Origin of the sequence: Sphaerospermopsis sp. LEGE 00249 (assembly GCF_014299995.1) — a bacterium.
Taxonomy (GTDB): domain Bacteria; phylum Cyanobacteriota; class Cyanobacteriia; order Cyanobacteriales; family Nostocaceae; genus Sphaerospermopsis; species Sphaerospermopsis kisseleviana.
This window is the reverse complement of the sequence record NZ_JACJUZ010000027.1, coordinates 1-18,143: the sequence shown is the minus strand read 5'-3', so window position 1 is coordinate 18,143 and position 18,143 is coordinate 1. Positions and strand designations below refer to the sequence as shown.

The window sequence follows — 18,143 nt, the reverse complement described above, 5'->3', positions numbered from 1 at the left end:
TAGACATAGAAAAAACAACTATTAACATGACGGCTGATTTGACATCTACTACCACGCTTAATTTTCTCAGTATCTTAACTCAAACTGCGATCGCCTATCGAGAGGGAAATAAACCTCCCTCGGCGGAAATAGTTATCAATGCTTTACTAGCAGCAGAAAAATCTGCCAAGCAGCAACGCCTAAATTATCCGTTTGAGTCTTTGATGGGTAAATGGCGGCTTTGTTTTGCTACTGGTACTAAGAAAGTTAGACAGCGTGGGGGAATTATTTTGGGTAAGGGTTTTTATTTACCAAAGTTTGCCGCAGTTTATATTTCTTTTAGTGCCAGTTTAGATGATGCCAGTTTACAAACAAGTTTACACACAAATTCACAAACAGCATCTGGTAAATGCGAAATTTCTAATCAAGCTCAACTGGGATCTATGGTGTTAAAACTGACGGGACTAGCGCAATATCTAGGTAAGAAAAATCTCTTGGCGTTTGATTTTACCCAGATGCAAGTTAGTTTATTTAACCGTGTTGTTTATCATCAGCGGATTCGTTCTGGTAAAGTGGAATCTGAGAATTTTTATGGGTATGGGTTTTTGTTTAATTAAATAACGCTGTAAAAATTCTATAATTGCTAAAGGCGGTTTATGATCTGGTTAGTTGCGATCGCGTCCCACAGGTAGGGAGGTGGGAGCAGTAGCAAATAAATCATCAGTGTTAATTAATAACACTATCACCTGAGCTTGAAAATTGCCGAAACGCTGTAAATAAGCTAATTCGTTTCTTGGTCACCAGGAGTTAGCAGAAGTATTTAAAACTTTCACTTGTTGGTAATTATTCTGATATTTTTGAGATTTTAAAGAAGTTTCAATTAAACTAGAAATAGTATTTTGTTGACCTGTCCACCAACCGCCATTAGCAATAGAATCACCTAAAAGCAAAATTCGCAGTGTCAATGGTTGAGGTGTTTTTTGTATTGTCGCACTTCGCACAGAATATTTATTAATTTCAATGCGGTTGCCCATACGACGGGTGCTTTGATTAGGTGATAATAAATAACCAATTTGTTCATCACCAATGTAAATGAGAGGATTACCAAAACCAAACAGCGATACCTTCGGTAAGCTTCGCTAAAGCAATTCCCCAATCACCAGTCCCCAGTCCCCAGTCCCCAGTCACCAATCACCTATTCCCAAAATAATAATGTGAATTTAACATCATTAGGTGAATAGAAAGACTACAATCAAATCGGACAGACTGGGAATGTAACAAAGGAGGCTTACAAAAGTATGTCCGACTTAAATCGCGGAATTATGAAATTTGAAGGTGCGGATTCACCAAAAGTAGTCACAATCTCTACTGTGCTAGTTCTGGGATCTATAGCAGCACTCATCCTGTGGGCGTTGCAATCTGCCTATGCGTTAAACTAGGATCATTGATAAGCTCAAAGGACACTGAACAACGAAGGTTAACCTAGCTACTCAGTGTCCATCAAGGCATAAATTAAACAATCTAAAAAAAATAGTGAGAAATAATTAAAATTTAGATTTGCGATTTGCAACTTTAGATGCAATATAAATCTAAAATACAAAAACAACAATAAATGTTTCAGCTTTGGGGTTTATTAGTTATTTTAATTACTTGCCCACTCTTAGGGGCAATGCCGCTAATTGCTTGGATTACTTACGCTCTCAAGCGTCAGCGATTAGCACAAACGGGTACAGGAAATATTAGCGTCTCTGCTGCTTTCTATCACGGTGGTAAACTAGTGGGGATTCTGGCAGTGCTGTCGGAAGCTTTTAAAGGAATTGCAGCAGTATCAATCGCCCGTATTTTCTTTCCTCAAGGCTCATTTTGGGAATTAATAGCTTTGATCGCCTTAGTGATAGGGAGATATGCTTTAGGGAAAGGAGCCGGAACAACAAACGTAGTTTGGGGATTTTTGATGCACGATCCCCTAATTGCCGGATTTGTGAGTTTATTAGCAGCTATTGGTTTTATCATTTTGCGCTCTAGACAGGCGATCAAATATGGGGTTTTAATTTTATTTCCCGTATTTGTAGCAGTCTTACATTTTAATGATTTCCCAAAAATTATCGCTGCCTTTGCATTAGCGGGGTTAGTCGGTTGGATTTATCAACAAATGCCCGATGACATGGATCTGCCAGTGGCAGAAGCAGACACAGAATCACAACCGATGATGCAATATTTAAGCGGTGGTGAGCAAACGATTATCACTTTAGATGATGACTTAGAACCAGAGGTATTTGGAGCTAAGGCAGCTACATTATCACAAATCAAACGCTGGGGTTATCCCGTGCCAAAAGGCTGGATTTTAGCGCCCTTTGATGATCCTGGTTTGTTGATTGATTTTCTGCAACCATCATCCCTGTCACCCTTAGTAGTCCGTTCTTCTGCGATTGGGGAAGACTCACAACAAGCTTCTGCGGCGGGACAATACGAAACAGTATTGAATGTTACTAATAAACAAGAGTTAGAACTAGCGATCGCCCAAGTTCAAGCCTCCTATAATCATCCTACTGCTGTAGAGTATCGGCGCAATCTTGGTGGGAAAGATGCGGCCATGGCCGTATTGATTCAACCCCAAGTCCAAAGTGTATATTCTGGTGTGGCCTTTAGTCGTGATCCCATTGCCCAACAAGGTGATGCAGTCATCATTGAAGCAGTATCAGGAAGTCCCGCACAAGTTGTTTCCGGGAAAATCACACCAGAACAATATCGGGTGTTTGTCGTCGGTGAAGATAAATTATCTACAGTAAAATTTGAGGGAGAAGGAAAAATTCCCCAACCCCTAATCAAACAAGTAGCATACCTAGCCCGAAGATTAGAAAAACGTTATCATGGCGTTCCCCAAGATGTAGAGTGGAGTTATGACGGACAAACTCTCTGGGTATTGCAAGCACGACCAATTACCACCTTACTACCAATCTGGACAAGGAAAATCGCCGCTGAAGTCATTCCCGGTGTGATTCATCCCTTAACCTGGTCAATTAATTTACCCTTAACTTGTGGGATGTGGGGAGAACTGTTCACCATAGTCTTAGGTGACAAAACCCGCGAGTTAGATTTCACCAAAATGGCGACGCTGCATTATTCTAGAGCTTACTTTAATGCTTCCTTTTTAGGTGAAGTGTTTCTGGAGATGGGTTTACCCCCAGAAAGTTTGGATTTTTTAACCAGAGGCGCAAAAATGAGTAAACCGCCTCTAGCTTCCACCTTGGAGAATTTACCAGGATTGACAAAGCTGTTACAGCGAGAAATCAGCTTAGAACAGGAATTTAAGCGGGATTATCGTCAAAGATTTATTCCGGGGTTGACAAAATTAGCAAATGAAGCGATTGAGGAATTATCACCACCGCAGTTGTTAACCAGAGTGGACTTAATTCTTGATTTGCTCAACCAGGGTACTTACTACAGTATTTTATCTCCCTTGAGTGCTGCTATCCGGCAAGCGGTGTCTGGGGTGAAAGAGGAGCAAATTGATCACAGTATTACTCCTGAAGTAGCATCATTGCGATCGCTGAAACTTTTAGCCGCAGATGCCCAAGAAATCTTACTGGAGATTGAGCCAGAAAGAATTTTTGAGCAATTGGAACAAATTCCAGAAGGGCGGCGAATTTTAGACGATTTTGCCGAAATATTGGAAGATTATGGTTATTTGAGTGAAGTGGGAACTGATATTTCCGTCCCCAGATGGAAAGAACAACCTCACCTAGTCAGACAAATGTTTGTTCAGTTCATCCAAGGACATGAAGCAGCAAATACGGATGAATCTAAACAGCGTCACCAAGGTTTTGTGCAAAGACGGGTGGATCTTAAAGGTAGAGTCACAGAAGTTTATTCTCGCTTATTGGCGGAATTACGCTGGACATTTTTAGCTTTAGAAAAGATGTGGCTCAAAGAAAGTTTATTAAAGCAAACAGGGGATATCTTCTTTTTGAAATTAGGAGAAGTGCGACGTTTAGCAGCAAACGCTGATCCAGAACTGAGAGATCAAGTTGCTGAGTTATTGCAAAAGCGGCGATCGCAATTTCTCGAAGATAGCCAAATTACTCAAATTCCCCCTCTAGTTTACGGTAACAATCCCCCCCATCCTATCGCTGCACCCATTGATACCTCTGACCATATTTTACTAGGTATTCCCGCCAGTCAAGGACAGGCCGCCGGACAAGTTAAGGTAGTGCGAAATTTACAAGAAGCAGGAGAAATTAATAAACAGACAATTCTAGTTGTACCTTATACCGATTCTGGTTGGGCGACTATTTTAGTCAGGGCGGGAGGAGTCATAGCCGAAGCTGGTGGTAAACTTTCTCATGGGGCGATCGTCGCTCGTGAATACGGTATTCCCGCAGTTATGGATGTGCGCGGTGCTACCTATCTCCTTCAGGATGGTCAACAAGTACGCATTGATGGTTCTAAGGGTATTGTGGAACTGGAGGAATTTTTAGCGTGACAGGTGACAGGTGACAGAAGAAGCAGGGGGTCAGGGGAGCCAGCGCCGTGGGCGGGTCTCCCGACTTGAGGCGACTGGCGTTGCAGGGGAGAAGAGTTACTGACTCGTTCCCATGCTCTGCATGGGAATGAAATAAGAAGGCTGCTACTAACCATTTATGTAAATCTCTACCACTTTTTGTACGGTAGGAATTTACCAGACATGGTAATTTTAACGCGATCGCCTTTGGGGTCTACCTCTTTTTCCACATCTAAGGTAAAGTCAATTGCACTCATAATCCCATCACCAAACTTTTCTTGAATTACTTCCTTGATCGGGAAGCCATAGACCTGCATAATTTCATAGAAGCGGTAAATCAGTGGGTCTGTTGGGACAACAGGCCCCAATCCCTTGACTGGATATTTGGTCAATTCTTGGATATAGATGGGGGCTAAATCCAATGCTTCTACTAATAACTTAGCTTCTTCAGGTGATGCACTAGCTTGACGGTAGAATATAGCCGCAATGTATACTTCATCCAGTCCCAGAATTTTTTCTAAATCAGCAAAGCTTAAACCTTTCTCTTTCTTTGCCTCTAATAAAGTTTGCGTAATTTCAGGAATAGACATCTGGTAAATTTAAAAGTAAATAATTTTGCACGAAGAAATCTTACCATGATAACGTAAACTAGGCAAAGTTTTAGATGTTAAATTCTGGAATCACTACAATTACCTCTGGATAAGTGTTTCAAGCACTATGGCGGAATTTTTCTTGAATCGTTGCCATACCCCTGATTCATACTCGCTGGTATGACATGATGCCAGTGGTGCTGTCGATTAAGGCTCTTAAGGTGAAGGCATACTCGAAGCATAAAAAAAGTCTCTGGAGTATTGATTAAATGAAATTCAAAATATGTGATTATTATGTGATTATAAAGAATAAGTTTCTAGTAATATTTTTTTGAGCAAAATTTTGGTTAGGTGGTCAAACGAATTTTTGTTTTTTGGGTTAGCAATCTTGGCACTTCAGGGGAAACGCATCTAAATTATCTTGACAGAATACTATTAATAATGACGAATTATGCAAAAGTGGTTATCAATTATCGGCATCGGTGAAGATGGAATTCAGGGATTAAGTGCGATCGCTCTTTCTATTCTTAACCAAGCTCAAATTATCATCGGTGGGGAACGTCATTTAGCAATGTTACCACCTGAAGATAATAGGGAAAAAATTACTTGGAAATCTCCTTTTAATAATTCTATTCAAGAAATTATCAACCTACGTGATACAGGCAAATCAATTTGTATTTTAGCTAGTGGCGATCCAATGTGTTATGGTGTGGGTGCTACTATTATTAAACATATTCCTATTGATGAACTTACTATTATTCCCTCACCTTCCGCTTTTAGTTTAGCTTGTTCTCGGTTAGGTTGGAACTTTACAGAAACAGAAACTTTAAGTTTATGCGGTCGTCCTGTTTCTCTCTTGCAATCTTATATTTATCCTGGTGCTAAATTCTTAATTTTAAGTGCAGGTAAAAACACACCGGAAACTGTTGCTGAAATCTTAAAAAACCGGGGTTATGGGAATAGTAAAATCACAGTTTTAGAAAGAATGGGTAGTGTTAATGAACGGATTTTAACAGGATTTGTCAATAATTGGAATCATCAAGATATCGCATCTTTAAATACAATTGCCGTGGAATGTATTGCAGATTTAGGAATAACTGGTTTATCAAGATTTCCCGGTTTACCTGATAGTGCTTTTCACCATGATGGACAATTAACAAAACGAGAAGTAAGGGCGGTGACATTATCAACATTAGCACCTTTACCCGGTGAATTACTTTGGGATATTGGGGCGGGTTGTGGTTCTATTTCTATAGAATGGATGCGAAGTAATATTAGATGTGGGGCGATCGCTATTGAACAAAATCAGAATAGACTAAATTATATTGCTGATAATGCTGCTGCTTTAGGTACACCCAATTTACAAATTATTGCTGGAAAATCACCAGAAGTTATCCAAAATTTACCCACACCTGATGCTATATTTATCGGTGGGGGAGTTACAGCACCAGGATTATTTGATATATGTTGGGATGCTTTAAAAAGAGGGGGAAGAATGGTAGCTAATGTTGTGACTTTGGAAGGGGAAAAAACCTTATTTGAATGGTATGAAAAAGTAGGGGGAAATTTTACCAGGATATCTATTCAACGTGCAGAACCTATTGGTAAATTTTTAGGTTGGAAAGGGATGGCTCAAGTCACGCAGTGGGTAGGATATAAATAGAATGTGATATATGTGATATATGTGATATATGTGATATATGTGATATATGTGATATATGTGATATATGTGATATAATTTTATTATTATACTCTTTGTAATATCACTTTAACACAATTTTTTTAACAAAAACCTACCATGAATCAAACCGCTATCAATCTTATTGCTATCTCTGTTTTCCTGATGACCATTTCTACGTTGTTGGGACCATTAATCAACCTTTCCCCAACTATCCCAGCTTTAACTATAGTGGGATTTTTAGGTATTGCGACTTTAGATAATTTTAGTTTTCAAGGTAAGGGAGGAACAATAGTTTTAGATTGGTTGGCGCGATTTTCTCCTACTTATAAAGAACGCATTCTACATCATGAAGCAGGACATTTTTTAGTTGCCCATTTATTAGGAATTAGCGTTACAGATTATACTCTTAGTGCGTGGGAAGCTTGGAAAATTGGACAACCGGGACAAGGGGGAATAATATTAGAAGATAATGAAATTGCTCAACAGTTGGAACGGGGCAAAATTGGCGTTTCAATGGTAGAAAGATATTGTAATATTTGGATGGCGGGAATTGCTGCGGAAATGTTAGTTTTTAAGTCTGCTGAAGGTGGTGGAGATGATAAAGCTAAGTTAAATCAATTTTTAACAGCTTTGGGTTTTGAGGAGAGAATTTTTGAACAGAAACAAAGATTTCATTTATTGCAAGCTAAAAATTTGATTCAGGAAAATTGGGAGATTTATCAAAGTTTAGTGGAAGCAATGAGAAAAGGGGTTGCTGTTGAAGAATGCAAAAAGGTAATTGGTGAAATTGCGACATAATAGAAATATAGAAATAGAAACTATCTATTGAGGACAGGGAAAAATGTATCAAACAGATCCGCCACTTTCCCCGAAAGAAACATTACCCACAATGTATGATCTACCGAGTGAAGATCCAGAGGAGAAAGGTTTGCCAGATCAATTTCATTTATTACAACCACAATTATTATCAGAAACATTTTCTCCAGCTAATTATACGAGTGAGGAAATATTTACAGCTAGTGACATGAATCTGTATTATGATTCTCGTCATCCATTGTGGTATAAACGTCCTGATTGGTTTGCGGTTTTGGGTGTACCTTATTTATATAGTGATCAAAAAGATTTAAGATTAAGTTATGTAGTTTGGCAAGAAGGAGTTAATCCTTATATTGTGGTAGAATTACTATCACCAGGAACAGAAAAAGAAGACTTAGGTCAAACATTGCCAGATGTGGAAAAACCACCTGGTAAATGGGAAATTTACGAGCAGATTTTAAGAGTACCTTATTACGCAATTTTTGATCGTTATCAATCTGAGTTTAGGATGTTTCAATTAAATGGCGTTCACGAAGTGTCTCTGAAAGAGAATCGCTATACCGAAGCAACCTTAACTGATAATCGTTTTTGGATACCCAGCATAGAATTAGGTTTGGGAGTTTGGGAAGGTAGTTATAAAAATGTAAATATGCCTTGGTTGCGGTGGTATGATAAAGATGGTAATTGGGTATTAACTCCCACAGAATTTGAAAGACAACGCGCAGATCAAGAAAGACAAAGAGCAGAACAGGAGAGACAAAAAACAGAAAGATTAATTGCCCAATTACGTGCTTTAGGTGTTGAACCTGATATAGATTAAAAATTCAGATCCCCGACTTCTACCAAGAAATCATAATTTATTGAGATGATTAAATTAAGAAGTCGGGGATCTTGGATATCACGATTTTTATTGTCCGCGTCCTGGTTTACAGTCTGCAAAACCTAAAGCTTCTGTATCCAAGAAACTAGCTATAGCCATTTCAATAATAGCTTCAACTGGATATTCAATTTCTGTTGCATGGTTAATTAAAGCTGTTCTAATTCTTTCTGGTAAATGTTCTAAAATGATAGCTGCATCAATAGAAGAAAGTTTTTCTAATTGCATAAATTAAGCCACATTAATTAATTGTTCTAAAGATTTAGCAATAGGTAAAGGTTTACCATCTTCTTGATATTCAGAGACCAACATTTCTATTACTTCCTGAGCATTTTTTACAGCTTCTTCATAAGTGTTACCATGAGTATGATATTTTTGAGTAGGAAATTCAGGTAAATGAACTAAATAACATTGATCTTCATTACTCCAGTGAATAATGATAGTATAGGGTAAATTCATTGTTCTGACTCCTCTTTTTGAATTGATTTTAATTTAGCTAATTTTTCCTTAACTTCTTTTTCTATATACAGTTTAGCATCATCTCCATCTTTTCCAGAAATAGTAATAGGATCTTCTGGTAATAAAGGATGATACCAACGAGTATGACTTCCTTTTGCTGAACGGTAAATAAACCCAGCTTTTTTAAGTAGACTTTTTAATTCTCTGATTTTTTGAGGCATTTTTTCAACGTAAATATTATCAAGGTATCTCAATGGATGTTAATTTGATACCAAGGAGCAATAGGACACTATATACAAAAGATGGTGAAAGCTAACCATAGCTCTAATTTTATGGCATAACTAATAAATAGTAATGATGCTTTTTGCAGAACTGACCAACTTAATTAAAATTGATTTCTTAAACACTCATGTCATCAACTCCCCAGTATCTTAGCGGTAACGATATTCGCGCTTTATTCCTTGACTTCTACACCCAACGAGGACACCAACCCCTCCCCAGTGCATCCCTCGTACCGGAAGATCCCACCGTACTGCTAACCATAGCGGGGATGCTACCATTTAAACCCATATTTTTAGGACAGCGCACACCGGAATTTAAACGCGCTACAACTTCTCAAAAGTGTATCCGTACCAATGATATCGAAAATGTAGGCAGGACGAAACGCCACCATACATTTTTTGAGATGTTAGGTAATTTTAGCTTTGGTGATTATTTTAAAGAACAAGCGATCGCCTGGGGTTGGGAAATTTCCACACAAGTTTTTGGTTTACCTCCCGAAAGATTAGTTGTCAGTGTTTTTGAAGAAGACGACGAAGCATTTAACATCTGGAAGGATAAAATTGGAGTTCCAGAAAAACGCATTAAACGCATGGGAGAAGATGATAACTTCTGGGTTTCTGGTCCCACTGGTCCTTGCGGTCCTTGTTCAGAAATTTATTATGATTTTCACCCAGAATTGGGAGATGATCACATTGATTTAGAAGATGATACCCGATTTATCGAGTTTTATAACTTGGTATTTATGCAATATAATCGGGATGCAGAAGGAAATCTCACCCCATTACAAAATAAGAACATTGACACAGGAATGGGTTTAGAGAGAATGGCGCAAATTCTCCAAAAAGTTCCTAATAATTATGAAACAGATTTGATTTTCCCGATTATTGAAACTGCGGCGAATATTGCCAAAATTGATTATCATCAAAGTGATGAAAAAACCAAAGTTTCCTTAAAAGTAATTGGTGATCATGTTCGTTCCGTAGTTCACATGATTGCTGATCAAATTCGTGCTTCTAATGTTGGTAGAGGTTACATTTTACGGCGTTTAATTCGTCGCGTTGTCAGACATGGTAGATTAATCGGAATTTCTGGAGAATTTATTAACCAAGTTGCAGAAACCGCAATTTCTCTTTCTGAATCAATTTACCCCAATTTACGACAACGAGAAACCGCAATTAAAGCAGAATTAGCCAGAGAAGAAGCTAATTTCTTGAAAACCTTAGAAAGAGGTGAAAAGCTGTTAGCGGAAATCATCCAAGAGGTAAAACAAAAAGGTTTAACTTCCATCAGTGGAGAAAGTGCATTTACCTTATATGATACCTTTGGTTTCCCCTTAGAACTAACTCAAGAAATCGCCGAAGAACAGAATTTAACTGTTGATGTTGATGGTTTCAATGCAGAAATGCAGAAACAGATAGAACGTGCAAAAGCAGCACACGAAACCATTGATTTAACTGTCCAAGGTTCTTTGGATAAACTAGCAGAACATATCCACTCTACCGAATTTTTAGGATATAATCAATTAGCAGCAACCGCAAAAATAGAAGTTTTGTTAGTTGCTGGTATTTCCCAAGAAGAAGCAGAAGCAGGTACAGAAGTACAAATTGTCCTGGATAAAACCCCATTTTATGCGGAATCAGGGGGACAAATTGGAGATAAAGGATATATTTCCGGTGATGGAATTTTAATCAGAATTGAAGATGTGAAAAAAGAATCTGATTTCTTTGTTCACTTTGGTAAAATAGAACGAGGTACAATTAGAATCGGTGATCAAATTACCGCCCAAATTGATACCGCTTGTCGTCGTCGCGCTCAAGCTAACCACACAGCAACCCACTTATTACAAGCTGCTTTAAAGAAAGTAGTTGATGAAAGCATTTCCCAAGCAGGATCTTTAGTTTCTTTTGATAACTTGCGCTTTGATTTTAACTGTCCTCGCGCTTTAACTGCGGATGAAGTTCAACAGGTGGAAGAATTAGTAAATAGTTGGATTTCTGAAGCGCATTCTGTCAAAATTGAAGTATTACCTTTAGCAGAAGCAAAAGCTAGAGGTGCAGTTGCAATGTTTGGTGAAAAATACGGTGATGAAGTACGAGTAATTGATTTCCCTGGTGTTTCGATGGAGTTATGTGGGGGAACTCACGTTAATAATACTGCGGAAATAGGCGTTTTCAAAGTCATATCTGAAGCGGGAGTTTCATCAGGAGTGAGAAGAATAGAAGCGGTTTCTGGTGCGTCGGTTTTAGATTATTTGAATGTGCGAGATCAAGTAACTAAAGATTTGTGTTTCCGCTTTAAAATCAAACCGGAAGAAATACCCGACAGAATCACAACTTTACAAACCGAACTTCGCAACAGTGAAAAAACAATTCAAACTCTAAAATCACAACTTGCAATAGTTAAATCTGACAGTTTATTACAAACTGCGGAAACCGTAGGAGAACATAAAATTATTGTTGCACAGATGGAAGATGTAGACGCAGAATCATTGAAAGATGCTGCGGAAAGATTACTGCAAAAAATCGGTAATGGTGCAGTGGTTTTAGGTTCTATTCCTGAAGAGGGAAAGGTAAGTATCGTTGCTGCTTTTAGTTCTGAAGTGAATAAAAAAGGAATCCAAGCAGGTAAATTTGTAGGAAATGTAGCGAAAATTTGCGGTGGTGGTGGTGGTGGAAAACCCAATCTCGCGCAAGCTGGGGGAAGGGATGCAAGTAAGTTACCGCAAGCTTTAGAAACTGCGAAAAGTGATTTATTAGCAGGGTTGAAATAGAATTTAGATCCCCGATTTTTTAACAGAAGTCGGGGATTTGTCTAATACTGTATAATCTCAAAAATTTTGTTAATCACTTCTGTTAATTTTTCAGATTTTATTTCACCTACTTTATATAGGATAATTTGTTTATCAGCAGTAAAAAGCCGATTGGGTCTAATATTACTTTGCTGATTTAACCCACCTGAGTTAAAATCAGAATTATCTAATCCAATGGCATATCTATCACTGACAGATTGACTGGTAATTTGACAAAGAATCATGTCATTTCCCTGAAGTGTAGCAATAACTAAAGCTGGTCTACGTTTGGTTTGACTTAAATCTGAAAATGGAAAGGGAACGATTACAACATCACCTTTTATAAATTCTGCCATGCTGCGTCTTCCTCTGGTTTTAACCAATCCTTTTCCAGTGAAGATTCACTCATAATCGTAATTTCTAACATCTCTTTTCGTTGTTTTTTAGTTTTTAAAAACTGCACAAAATCTAAAACCTCTTGTAACACAGGTTCAGGTAGTTTTTCTAATTCTTGCGTAATTTGCTCTTTAATTGTCATTGGATTTTCACTATTTTCTAACTCTCAATAAATATCATATCAAATTCAGCAGTAAGTATAAAGTAATTAGATTTATATATTCACTGCAACTTGACCTACTTTTGTAGAAGGTTTGGGTATAGGTTTTCCATCTTCTTTTAACACTTCCAAATACAATTCTATAGCTTCTTTAATCAGTTCTTCTGTTTCTTGTAGAGTATCACCACAAGCAATACATCCCGGTAAATCTGGAACGTAAGCAGAATAATTACTACCTGCCCATTCATAGACTACTGCATAATTGTTCATTATTTATCCTCCAGTTGTGCTTGGGAAAAAATACTCTTTCGAGTTCCTTCTGCTAAGTCTTTACTAAGTTTACCCGCTACTACCACAATACCCGATTTAATTTGATGTTTGAGGATACGGTGACTACCTCTAATGCGATCTATATACCAACCATCATCTTCTAGGATTTTGAGAACTTCTTTAACCTTCATTGTTTACTATCATAGCGTGATTAGTGATTTATTCTTTTTAGAGAACCAGCACTAATACAGAGGTTGTGTGTTAAATTTAATTACATACTATATGAGTTTATACATTAGTATGATACAACCTAAGTATTAAAAAACTTATTGGAGAACTCCAATCATGATAGTCATACAAAAAATCAATGAATATCAAAAATATTCATTTGAGCAAAAAACTATTCTTAGAGGAGCATTCACAAAAATAGACAGAGAAATAAAACGGATAAGATTGATGATTTATGAACAAAAAGGCTTTTGGATATTTAAAAGTCATGTATATTCTAAGGAGACTTTATTTAATGAATTACATTATGGAAAAATTATCAAAATACTGGATAATGTTGACCATCTCACAATGACATGGAATAGACATGGTATTTTAACTCGTGATGGTATTGATTTTTTAAACCTCAAGCGCGATGAGATTACAACGGAACTGGAGAATATTCAAAATGAAATTGCTAGAAGAGATCCTACCTGGTGGGAGCAAATTTACAGTATTTTTATAGACTTTACAAATTTTGTGAGAAATCATATTCCTCAATTTGCAATCGGTTTTCTCATGGCAGTTGCAAAGTATCAAGTTTTTCGTCCTTTAGTCAGTTTATTTTTACCATCTCCTCAATTTTCTACTGATGAAACTAAACTTTTAGAACAAGCAATAGAAGATTATGTAGATATTAATGCTAATGTTATAGACTAATTGCTCTCTCTAATATCCCCAACTTCTTTAAGAAGTCGGGGATTTAAATGTTATAATAAAACTACTCTCATTATTTCTCTGTTGTCTTCATCTTAAAAATTATGTTGAAAAGTGTAAAAATAGAGAATTTTCGAGGTTTCAAATCCTTTGAACTTCAGCAACTAGGTAGAATTAATCTGCTAGTCGGTGAAAATAATAGCGGTAAAACTTCTATATTAGAAGCTATTCAGCTTTTATGTTCACGAACTAATCTTGAACCACTCGGTGAAATAATGATTAACCGGGGTGAGTATTTTTGGAGTGATGATCCAGGAGAAGAGCGTGAACTAGATATTTGTCATTTATTTTACGATCATCAATTTGATATAGATAGTCAATTTTCTATTTCAGGAATTAATGACAATGTTCAAGAAGAGTTTTCTGTCAATATAGGAAGTATAAAGTTACATATTGATGCTGATTTAGAGGAGTTAGAAGAGTTAGACGAAGAAAAAAAAAGAGAACTTATTGAAGAATTATCAAGTAATTTCAAAAGCCTAAACTTCCGAGTAATTTGGAATAGAGAAAATGAAGCTAAAGAAATTGTAAATATGCCTCTGTTAGATAATAATTGCTTATCCTTGAGACTGATTAAACGTTCTAGCCGAGACAAAAAGAATCAATTGAATAAGACAATATTTGTCAATGCTTCTTCTTTAAATACTACAAATATGAAAGAATTATTTGAGGAAGTGGTATTAACTCCTGAAGAAGAACTAGCAACAGAAGCGTTGAAAATAATTGATCCAAAAATTGAACGTATTGCTACAGCAAATGTCCAAAAAACTAATAAGATAGCGAGATTACGTTCTGCTGTTGCTGACTCACATACTGGTTTTTTTGTCCGTCTTAGTGACAAAAAACAGCGTGTACCTATTGGAAGTATGGGAGATGGAATTTGGCGAATATTAGGACTTGCATTAGCTATAGTATCAGCTAAAGATGGTTATTTATTTGTAGATGAAATAGATACCGGACTTCATTTTACTACAATGTCCGGTATGTGGAAAATGATTTGGGAAACAGCTAAAAGACTAAATGTACAAGTTTTTGCAACTACACATAATAGCGATTGCTGGAAAAGTTTGGCTGAAATTGCACAACAAGAAAATGTCACTGATGATGGTATTAGGATTCATAGAATTGAGAAAGATAAATCAAAAAGTATAGTTTTCAATGAATCTCAAATGGTCATTGCTGCGGAAAGAGAATTGGAGGTACGTTAGCAATGGCAAAAAATGATAAACCTAAAAAATTATTAGTTGAAGGTCAAGATGATTTACGAGTGATACCAGAATTAATTGAAAAAAATGGGATTTTCTGGGGTAATAAGAAAGAAGAAGCAATTATATCAATTCAAGAATGTGGAGGTTATGAAAATATTACTTCTGATCTCATATACACAGAATTGCAAACTAGAGGACGCACACATTTAGGTTTAATGGTAGATGCTGATGATGATGCTTTTTTACGTTGGCAAAGTATCAGAAATGCTTGTTTTCCAAATATTCCTAATCTTCCTGAAGCTTTACCAGAAAATGGGTTAATTATTAATACACCAGATAATCAAAAATTTGGTGTTTGGATTATGCCAAATAATATTATAGAAGGAATGTTAGAAACATTTTTAGGTTATATGATTCCCGAACAGGGAGAATATCTTTGGGAATATGCACAGGAAGTAGTCAGAGAAGCAAAAAATAAAGGTGCAACATTTAAAGAATCTTATATTGATAAAGCAGAAATTTACACCTGGTTAGCATGGCAAAATGAACCAGGGAGACAAATACATCAAGCTATAAAGTATAATATTTTAAATCCCAACAATCCTAAAGTGCAGGGGTTTATCAATTGGTTTAAAGAGTTATATGATTTGTGATTAAAAATATCCCCAACTTTTTAAAGGAGTCAGGGATCTAAAAATACATATTTAAAAGTCACTAATTTAAAATTCACTAATTTAAAATTCACTAAAAATTAAGATTCCTGTTCAGGAGGACGATTTTGCAAAATATCAAGAATCCGCCGATTTTCAGTTTGCAAACCCCGCACATCCATCTGTATTTCTCTAATCTCAGACTGCATCTGCATCATATCAGAACGCATATCTCTAATTTCCAAGACCAAAGTATCAAAGTTACGCTGCATAGTTTCAAAATTACGCTGATGATGAGTAGCAGTTTCCAATAAAGCACTTACCGCTAATCGCATATCAATAAGCTGATTTTCCATTTTATCCATCCTTGCTTTATCTTCATTACTCAATTACTCATATTTTTAAAACTTCACAACCTGGTCAAGTATGATCTTGATCATAACGGAATGTGATATAATTATTTTATAATTAGTTTCCTAGAACACCGATTCATTAATCGTAAGGGCGAAGCATTCGGACAGAATATGAACTGGTTTCAGCGATAGGTTATCACCCGAATGCTTCGCCCCTACAAGGTAAAAACAGATTACCTAGCATTACTGAATCGACGTTCTAGTGGGAGTGCAAATTGCGTATAATCTATTTGTCAAATTACACACCAATTATTACACACCAATTATATAGAATCCCAAATCCTTATGAAACTTAACTTATTAAAACCACTGGCGTTTATTGATTTAGAAACCACAGGAGTAGATATAATCAAAGATAGAATTGTACAAATTGCTATCCTCAAAGTATTTCCCGATGGTAGGGAAGAACTGAAAAACCAGATAATTAATCCCACAATTCCTATTCCTCCTACTGTTTCATTAGTACATGGAATTTATGATGATGATGTAAAAGATGCACCGACATTTTCAGAAATTGCTGTTGACTATTTAAATTTTCTTGATGATAGTGACTTAGCTGGTTTTAATTCCAATAAATTTGATATTCCTCTGCTGGTAGAAGAATTTTTACGTGCAGGACTTTGTTTAAAATTATCAGGGAGAAATTTAGTAGATGTACAAAGTATTTTTCACACAATGGAACGACGCAATTTAAGAGCAGCTTATAGGTTTTATTGTGGTCAAGATTTAGAAGGAGCGCATGATGCAGCAGTTGATATTTGTGCTACCTATCAAGTTTTTAAAGCACAAATTCAACGTTATGAAAATGTAGAATATAGTAATGATGGTTCTCCTGTTCCTGTACCAATTACCAATGATATTAAAGTTTTAAGTCAACTGACTACATTTAATTTTTTAGATCCTAGTAATAAGTTGATTTATGATGAGCAGAAGCAAGCTATTTTGTTTAACTTTGGTAAATATAAAGGTCAGAGTTTGTTAGAAGTTTTTTCCAAAGATCCTGGTTATTATGACTGGATGATGAATAAAGGCGATTTTTCATTATCTACTAAGAAAGTTTTGAAAAGAGCTTGGAAAGCAATTCATAATTCAGACAACAGGAAACACATCTCTTGAGGGGATACCTTTATTTACAGAAGTGTTGAATGTTAAGACATCTGTGATAAAAATTGCCCAAAATATATTAAAATTTGGGCAAGCTATAGCTGTAGCCAAGTTAATTAGGACGCTGCTTGCTTGAGAACGATTTCCATTGCATCACGTAAATTTTCTGATGTGGATAAAAGCTTGCGAACCCTACTTTTCAAAGTAGCCAATTGGCTTGCTTCACACTTCTTGAGACCGTCCAATTCGACTTAAAAAGCCACAAAAAAATTACCTCAAGAATCAGCTATGATGTGCTTGCAATTATGGTGAAATGTGATTATCATGACATCAGATAGGTGAATTGCTATATCAAGTCGTAGGGGCGAAGCATTCGGGCGACCAATTATCAATTTTATGAAAAGGCTATTTTCCGAATGCTTCGCCCGTACAAGAGTCAGGTGTCAGGAGTAAAAACCTCTTGTAATCAAAGTTTGATAATAATGATAATAAATTGATGTCGTAACTACTCTGTCTACAGCTATATATTAATTTTTTGGCTTAGTGATCATTTCCGACAGTAGCAATCAGAGGAAATACTAAGTAATTCCTAAATTTTACGTTAATTTAATTTGCTTATTATTTGATTATCATTAATAAATTTTTATAAACTATCCAGAAAATTGTTATTCAGTTCGTTAGCATTCAATCTAAGCTGTTGTGCAGCTAAATCGAATAAACAGCATTACCTTTATTTTTAACTTTGCGCTCCCATTTAATAATAAGACCTCCTTCGTTTAGCAATTTATTTAATAATTCTTCTAACTGTTCTACTGATTCAAATAATCTGTGGGCTATATATTCTTTCGCTGAATGCCATAAGCTGTTGTGCAGCTAGATTGTATAATAGGGAATTAAGTAACTAAGCGATCGCTTCTGAATTATGCCAGCAAAAAACCATCTGTCTCAAGAACAGAGAGAAAAGCTATTAAAACACCTAAAAGAG

Annotated in this window: 19 protein-coding genes and 2 pseudogenes; 10 read left to right on the top strand and 11 right to left on the bottom strand. The window is 36.3% G+C overall.

Translation table 11 applies throughout. The annotated features are described in order from the left end of the window. Positions 1 to 26: 26 nt before the first annotated feature. Positions 27 to 596: a hypothetical protein gene (locus tag H5968_RS11390; protein WP_187040046.1), complete on the top strand. Its 570-nt coding sequence runs from the start codon at positions 27 to 29 to the stop codon at positions 594 to 596. On the opposite strand, the pseudogene H5968_RS11385 reads toward H5968_RS11390, so the two are convergent. After that, positions 573 to 1,097 (bottom strand): annotated as a pseudogene (locus tag H5968_RS11385) (SGNH/GDSL hydrolase family protein); the annotation flags it as partial. The gene H5968_RS11390 and the pseudogene H5968_RS11385 overlap by 24 nt on opposite strands. Positions 1,098 to 1,591: 494 nt before the next feature. Between H5968_RS11385 and H5968_RS11380 the strand changes: the two are divergent. Further along, positions 1,592 to 4,462, top strand: coding sequence for a glycerol-3-phosphate acyltransferase (locus H5968_RS11380; protein ID WP_187040045.1), 2,871 nt, complete (start codon positions 1,592 to 1,594; stop codon positions 4,460 to 4,462). Between the two features lie 167 nt (positions 4,463 to 4,629). Here the strand turns inward: H5968_RS11380 and cynS are convergent, their stop codons facing one another. Further along, a complete protein-coding gene (gene cynS / locus H5968_RS11375) occupies positions 4,630 to 5,070 on the bottom strand; it encodes a cyanase (protein WP_015214273.1) in 441 nt (146 codons plus the stop codon). Positions 5,071 to 5,521: 451 nt separating this feature from the next. On the opposite strand from cynS, the gene cbiE reads away from it, so the two are divergent. The 3 genes from cbiE (at position 5,522) to H5968_RS11360 (ending at position 8,387) form a co-directional block, all read left to right on the top strand. Continuing rightward, positions 5,522 to 6,733, top strand: coding sequence for a precorrin-6y C5,15-methyltransferase (decarboxylating) subunit CbiE (cbiE, locus tag H5968_RS11370; RefSeq protein WP_187040044.1), 1,212 nt, complete (start codon positions 5,522 to 5,524; stop codon positions 6,731 to 6,733). A 135-nt stretch (positions 6,734 to 6,868) separates the two neighbouring features. Next, positions 6,869 to 7,549 carry an ATP-dependent Zn protease gene (locus H5968_RS11365; RefSeq protein WP_187040043.1) on the top strand — a complete coding sequence of 227 codons (681 nt, stop codon included), beginning with the start codon at positions 6,869 to 6,871 and terminating at the stop codon, positions 7,547 to 7,549. 43 nt (positions 7,550 to 7,592) lie between these two features. Beyond that, positions 7,593 to 8,387, top strand: a complete 795-nt coding sequence (locus H5968_RS11360) for a Uma2 family endonuclease (protein WP_187040042.1) — start codon at positions 7,593 to 7,595, stop codon at positions 8,385 to 8,387. Between the two features lie 87 nt (positions 8,388 to 8,474). On the opposite strand, the gene H5968_RS11355 is transcribed toward H5968_RS11360, so the two are convergent. The 3 genes from H5968_RS11355 to H5968_RS11345 are packed head-to-tail and all read right to left on the bottom strand — an operon-like array spanning position 8,475 to position 9,124. After that, positions 8,475 to 8,672 carry a hypothetical protein gene (locus H5968_RS11355; RefSeq protein ID WP_187040041.1) on the bottom strand — a complete coding sequence of 66 codons (198 nt, stop codon included), beginning with the start codon at positions 8,670 to 8,672 and terminating at the stop codon, positions 8,475 to 8,477. A 3-nt stretch (positions 8,673 to 8,675) separates the two neighbouring features. Then, complete coding sequence (locus tag H5968_RS11350) at positions 8,676 to 8,903, bottom strand: type II toxin-antitoxin system HicB family antitoxin (protein WP_137668281.1); 228 nt, start codon at positions 8,901 to 8,903, stop codon at positions 8,676 to 8,678. Continuing rightward, the gene (locus H5968_RS11345) at positions 8,900 to 9,124 is read right to left on the bottom strand and encodes a type II toxin-antitoxin system HicA family toxin (RefSeq protein ID WP_187040040.1); all 225 of its coding nucleotides are present in this window, start codon (positions 9,122 to 9,124) and stop codon (positions 8,900 to 8,902) included. Before H5968_RS11345 ends, H5968_RS11350 begins: the two co-directional genes overlap by 4 nt. A 188-nt stretch (positions 9,125 to 9,312) precedes the next feature. Between H5968_RS11345 and alaS the strand changes: the two genes are divergently transcribed. Beyond that, positions 9,313 to 11,955 carry an alanine--tRNA ligase gene (gene alaS, locus H5968_RS11340; protein ID WP_187040039.1) on the top strand — a complete coding sequence of 881 codons (2,643 nt, stop codon included), beginning with the start codon at positions 9,313 to 9,315 and terminating at the stop codon, positions 11,953 to 11,955. Between the two features lie 41 nt (positions 11,956 to 11,996). Here the strand turns inward: alaS and H5968_RS11335 are convergent, their stop codons facing one another. From H5968_RS11335 to H5968_RS11320, 4 genes are all read right to left on the bottom strand, one after another. Beyond that, positions 11,997 to 12,329: a type II toxin-antitoxin system PemK/MazF family toxin gene (locus tag H5968_RS11335; protein ID WP_187040038.1), complete on the bottom strand. Its 333-nt coding sequence runs from the start codon at positions 12,327 to 12,329 to the stop codon at positions 11,997 to 11,999. Then, positions 12,314 to 12,511 (bottom strand): DUF2281 domain-containing protein, encoded by a 198-nt coding sequence (locus H5968_RS11330; protein ID WP_187040037.1) that lies wholly within the window; start codon positions 12,509 to 12,511, stop codon positions 12,314 to 12,316. The genes H5968_RS11335 and H5968_RS11330 overlap by 16 nt, the downstream gene beginning before the upstream one ends. Before the next feature lie 72 nt (positions 12,512 to 12,583). After that, positions 12,584 to 12,799 (bottom strand): type II toxin-antitoxin system HicB family antitoxin, encoded by a 216-nt coding sequence (locus H5968_RS11325; protein ID WP_187040036.1) that lies wholly within the window; start codon positions 12,797 to 12,799, stop codon positions 12,584 to 12,586. Beyond that, a complete protein-coding gene (locus H5968_RS11320) occupies positions 12,799 to 12,990 on the bottom strand; it encodes a type II toxin-antitoxin system HicA family toxin (RefSeq protein ID WP_187040035.1) in 192 nt (63 codons plus the stop codon). The genes H5968_RS11325 and H5968_RS11320 overlap by 1 nt, the downstream gene beginning before the upstream one ends. 154 nt (positions 12,991 to 13,144) lie before the next feature. On the opposite strand from H5968_RS11320, the gene H5968_RS11315 reads away from it, so the two are divergent. From H5968_RS11315 to H5968_RS11305, 3 genes are all read left to right on the top strand, one after another. Next, positions 13,145 to 13,726 carry a hypothetical protein gene (locus tag H5968_RS11315; RefSeq protein ID WP_187040034.1) on the top strand — a complete coding sequence of 194 codons (582 nt, stop codon included), beginning with the start codon at positions 13,145 to 13,147 and terminating at the stop codon, positions 13,724 to 13,726. A 101-nt stretch (positions 13,727 to 13,827) separates the two neighbouring features. Continuing rightward, on the top strand, positions 13,828 to 14,991 hold the full coding sequence (locus H5968_RS11310; protein WP_187040033.1) for an ATP/GTP-binding protein: 1,164 nt from the start codon (positions 13,828 to 13,830) through the stop codon (positions 14,989 to 14,991). Positions 14,992 to 14,993: 2 nt separating this feature from the next. Next, complete coding sequence (locus tag H5968_RS11305; RefSeq protein WP_187040032.1) at positions 14,994 to 15,644, top strand: DUF3226 domain-containing protein; 651 nt, start codon at positions 14,994 to 14,996, stop codon at positions 15,642 to 15,644. 98 nt (positions 15,645 to 15,742) lie between these two features. On the opposite strand, the gene H5968_RS11300 is transcribed toward H5968_RS11305, so the two are convergent. Next, entirely contained in the window at positions 15,743 to 15,997 is a 255-nt protein-coding gene (locus tag H5968_RS11300) for a hypothetical protein (protein ID WP_255427111.1), read from the bottom strand. 342 nt (positions 15,998 to 16,339) lie between these two features. Between H5968_RS11300 and H5968_RS11295 the strand changes: the two genes are divergently transcribed. Beyond that, a complete protein-coding gene (locus tag H5968_RS11295; protein WP_187040030.1) occupies positions 16,340 to 17,170 on the top strand; it encodes a 3'-5' exonuclease in 831 nt (276 codons plus the stop codon). Positions 17,171 to 17,863: 693 nt separating this feature from the next. Here H5968_RS11295 and H5968_RS11290 read toward each other — a convergent pair. Then, positions 17,864 to 18,019: pseudogene (locus H5968_RS11290) on the bottom strand (IS630 family transposase); the annotation flags it as partial. Positions 18,020 to 18,143: the final 124 nt, after the last annotated feature.

What these genes read in the sequence shown, in the direction of transcription:
- H5968_RS11390 (WP_187040046.1), top strand. Translation starts at nt 27, where the DNA reads ATGACGGCTGATTTGACATCTACTACCACGCTTAATTTTCTCAGTATC.
- H5968_RS11380 (WP_187040045.1), top strand. Translation starts at nt 1,592, where the DNA reads ATGTTTCAGCTTTGGGGTTTATTAGTTATTTTAATTACTTGCCCACTC.
- cynS (WP_015214273.1), bottom strand. Translation starts at nt 5,070, where the DNA reads ATGTCTATTCCTGAAATTACGCAAACTTTATTAGAGGCAAAGAAAGAG.
- cbiE (WP_187040044.1), top strand. Translation starts at nt 5,522, where the DNA reads ATGCAAAAGTGGTTATCAATTATCGGCATCGGTGAAGATGGAATTCAG.
- H5968_RS11365 (WP_187040043.1), top strand. Translation starts at nt 6,869, where the DNA reads ATGAATCAAACCGCTATCAATCTTATTGCTATCTCTGTTTTCCTGATG.
- H5968_RS11360 (WP_187040042.1), top strand. Translation starts at nt 7,593, where the DNA reads ATGTATCAAACAGATCCGCCACTTTCCCCGAAAGAAACATTACCCACA.
- H5968_RS11355 (WP_187040041.1), bottom strand. Translation starts at nt 8,672, where the DNA reads ATGCAATTAGAAAAACTTTCTTCTATTGATGCAGCTATCATTTTAGAA.
- H5968_RS11350 (WP_137668281.1), bottom strand. Translation starts at nt 8,903, where the DNA reads ATGAATTTACCCTATACTATCATTATTCACTGGAGTAATGAAGATCAA.
- H5968_RS11345 (WP_187040040.1), bottom strand. Translation starts at nt 9,124, where the DNA reads ATGCCTCAAAAAATCAGAGAATTAAAAAGTCTACTTAAAAAAGCTGGG.
- alaS (WP_187040039.1), top strand. Translation starts at nt 9,313, where the DNA reads ATGTCATCAACTCCCCAGTATCTTAGCGGTAACGATATTCGCGCTTTA.
- H5968_RS11335 (WP_187040038.1), bottom strand. Translation starts at nt 12,329, where the DNA reads ATGGCAGAATTTATAAAAGGTGATGTTGTAATCGTTCCCTTTCCATTT.
- H5968_RS11330 (WP_187040037.1), bottom strand. Translation starts at nt 12,511, where the DNA reads ATGACAATTAAAGAGCAAATTACGCAAGAATTAGAAAAACTACCTGAA.
- H5968_RS11325 (WP_187040036.1), bottom strand. Translation starts at nt 12,799, where the DNA reads ATGAACAATTATGCAGTAGTCTATGAATGGGCAGGTAGTAATTATTCT.
- H5968_RS11320 (WP_187040035.1), bottom strand. Translation starts at nt 12,990, where the DNA reads ATGAAGGTTAAAGAAGTTCTCAAAATCCTAGAAGATGATGGTTGGTAT.
- H5968_RS11315 (WP_187040034.1), top strand. Translation starts at nt 13,145, where the DNA reads ATGATAGTCATACAAAAAATCAATGAATATCAAAAATATTCATTTGAG.
- H5968_RS11310 (WP_187040033.1), top strand. Translation starts at nt 13,828, where the DNA reads ATGTTGAAAAGTGTAAAAATAGAGAATTTTCGAGGTTTCAAATCCTTT.
- H5968_RS11305 (WP_187040032.1), top strand. Translation starts at nt 14,994, where the DNA reads ATGGCAAAAAATGATAAACCTAAAAAATTATTAGTTGAAGGTCAAGAT.
- H5968_RS11300 (WP_255427111.1), bottom strand. Translation starts at nt 15,997, where the DNA reads ATGGAAAATCAGCTTATTGATATGCGATTAGCGGTAAGTGCTTTATTG.
- H5968_RS11295 (WP_187040030.1), top strand. Translation starts at nt 16,340, where the DNA reads ATGAAACTTAACTTATTAAAACCACTGGCGTTTATTGATTTAGAAACC.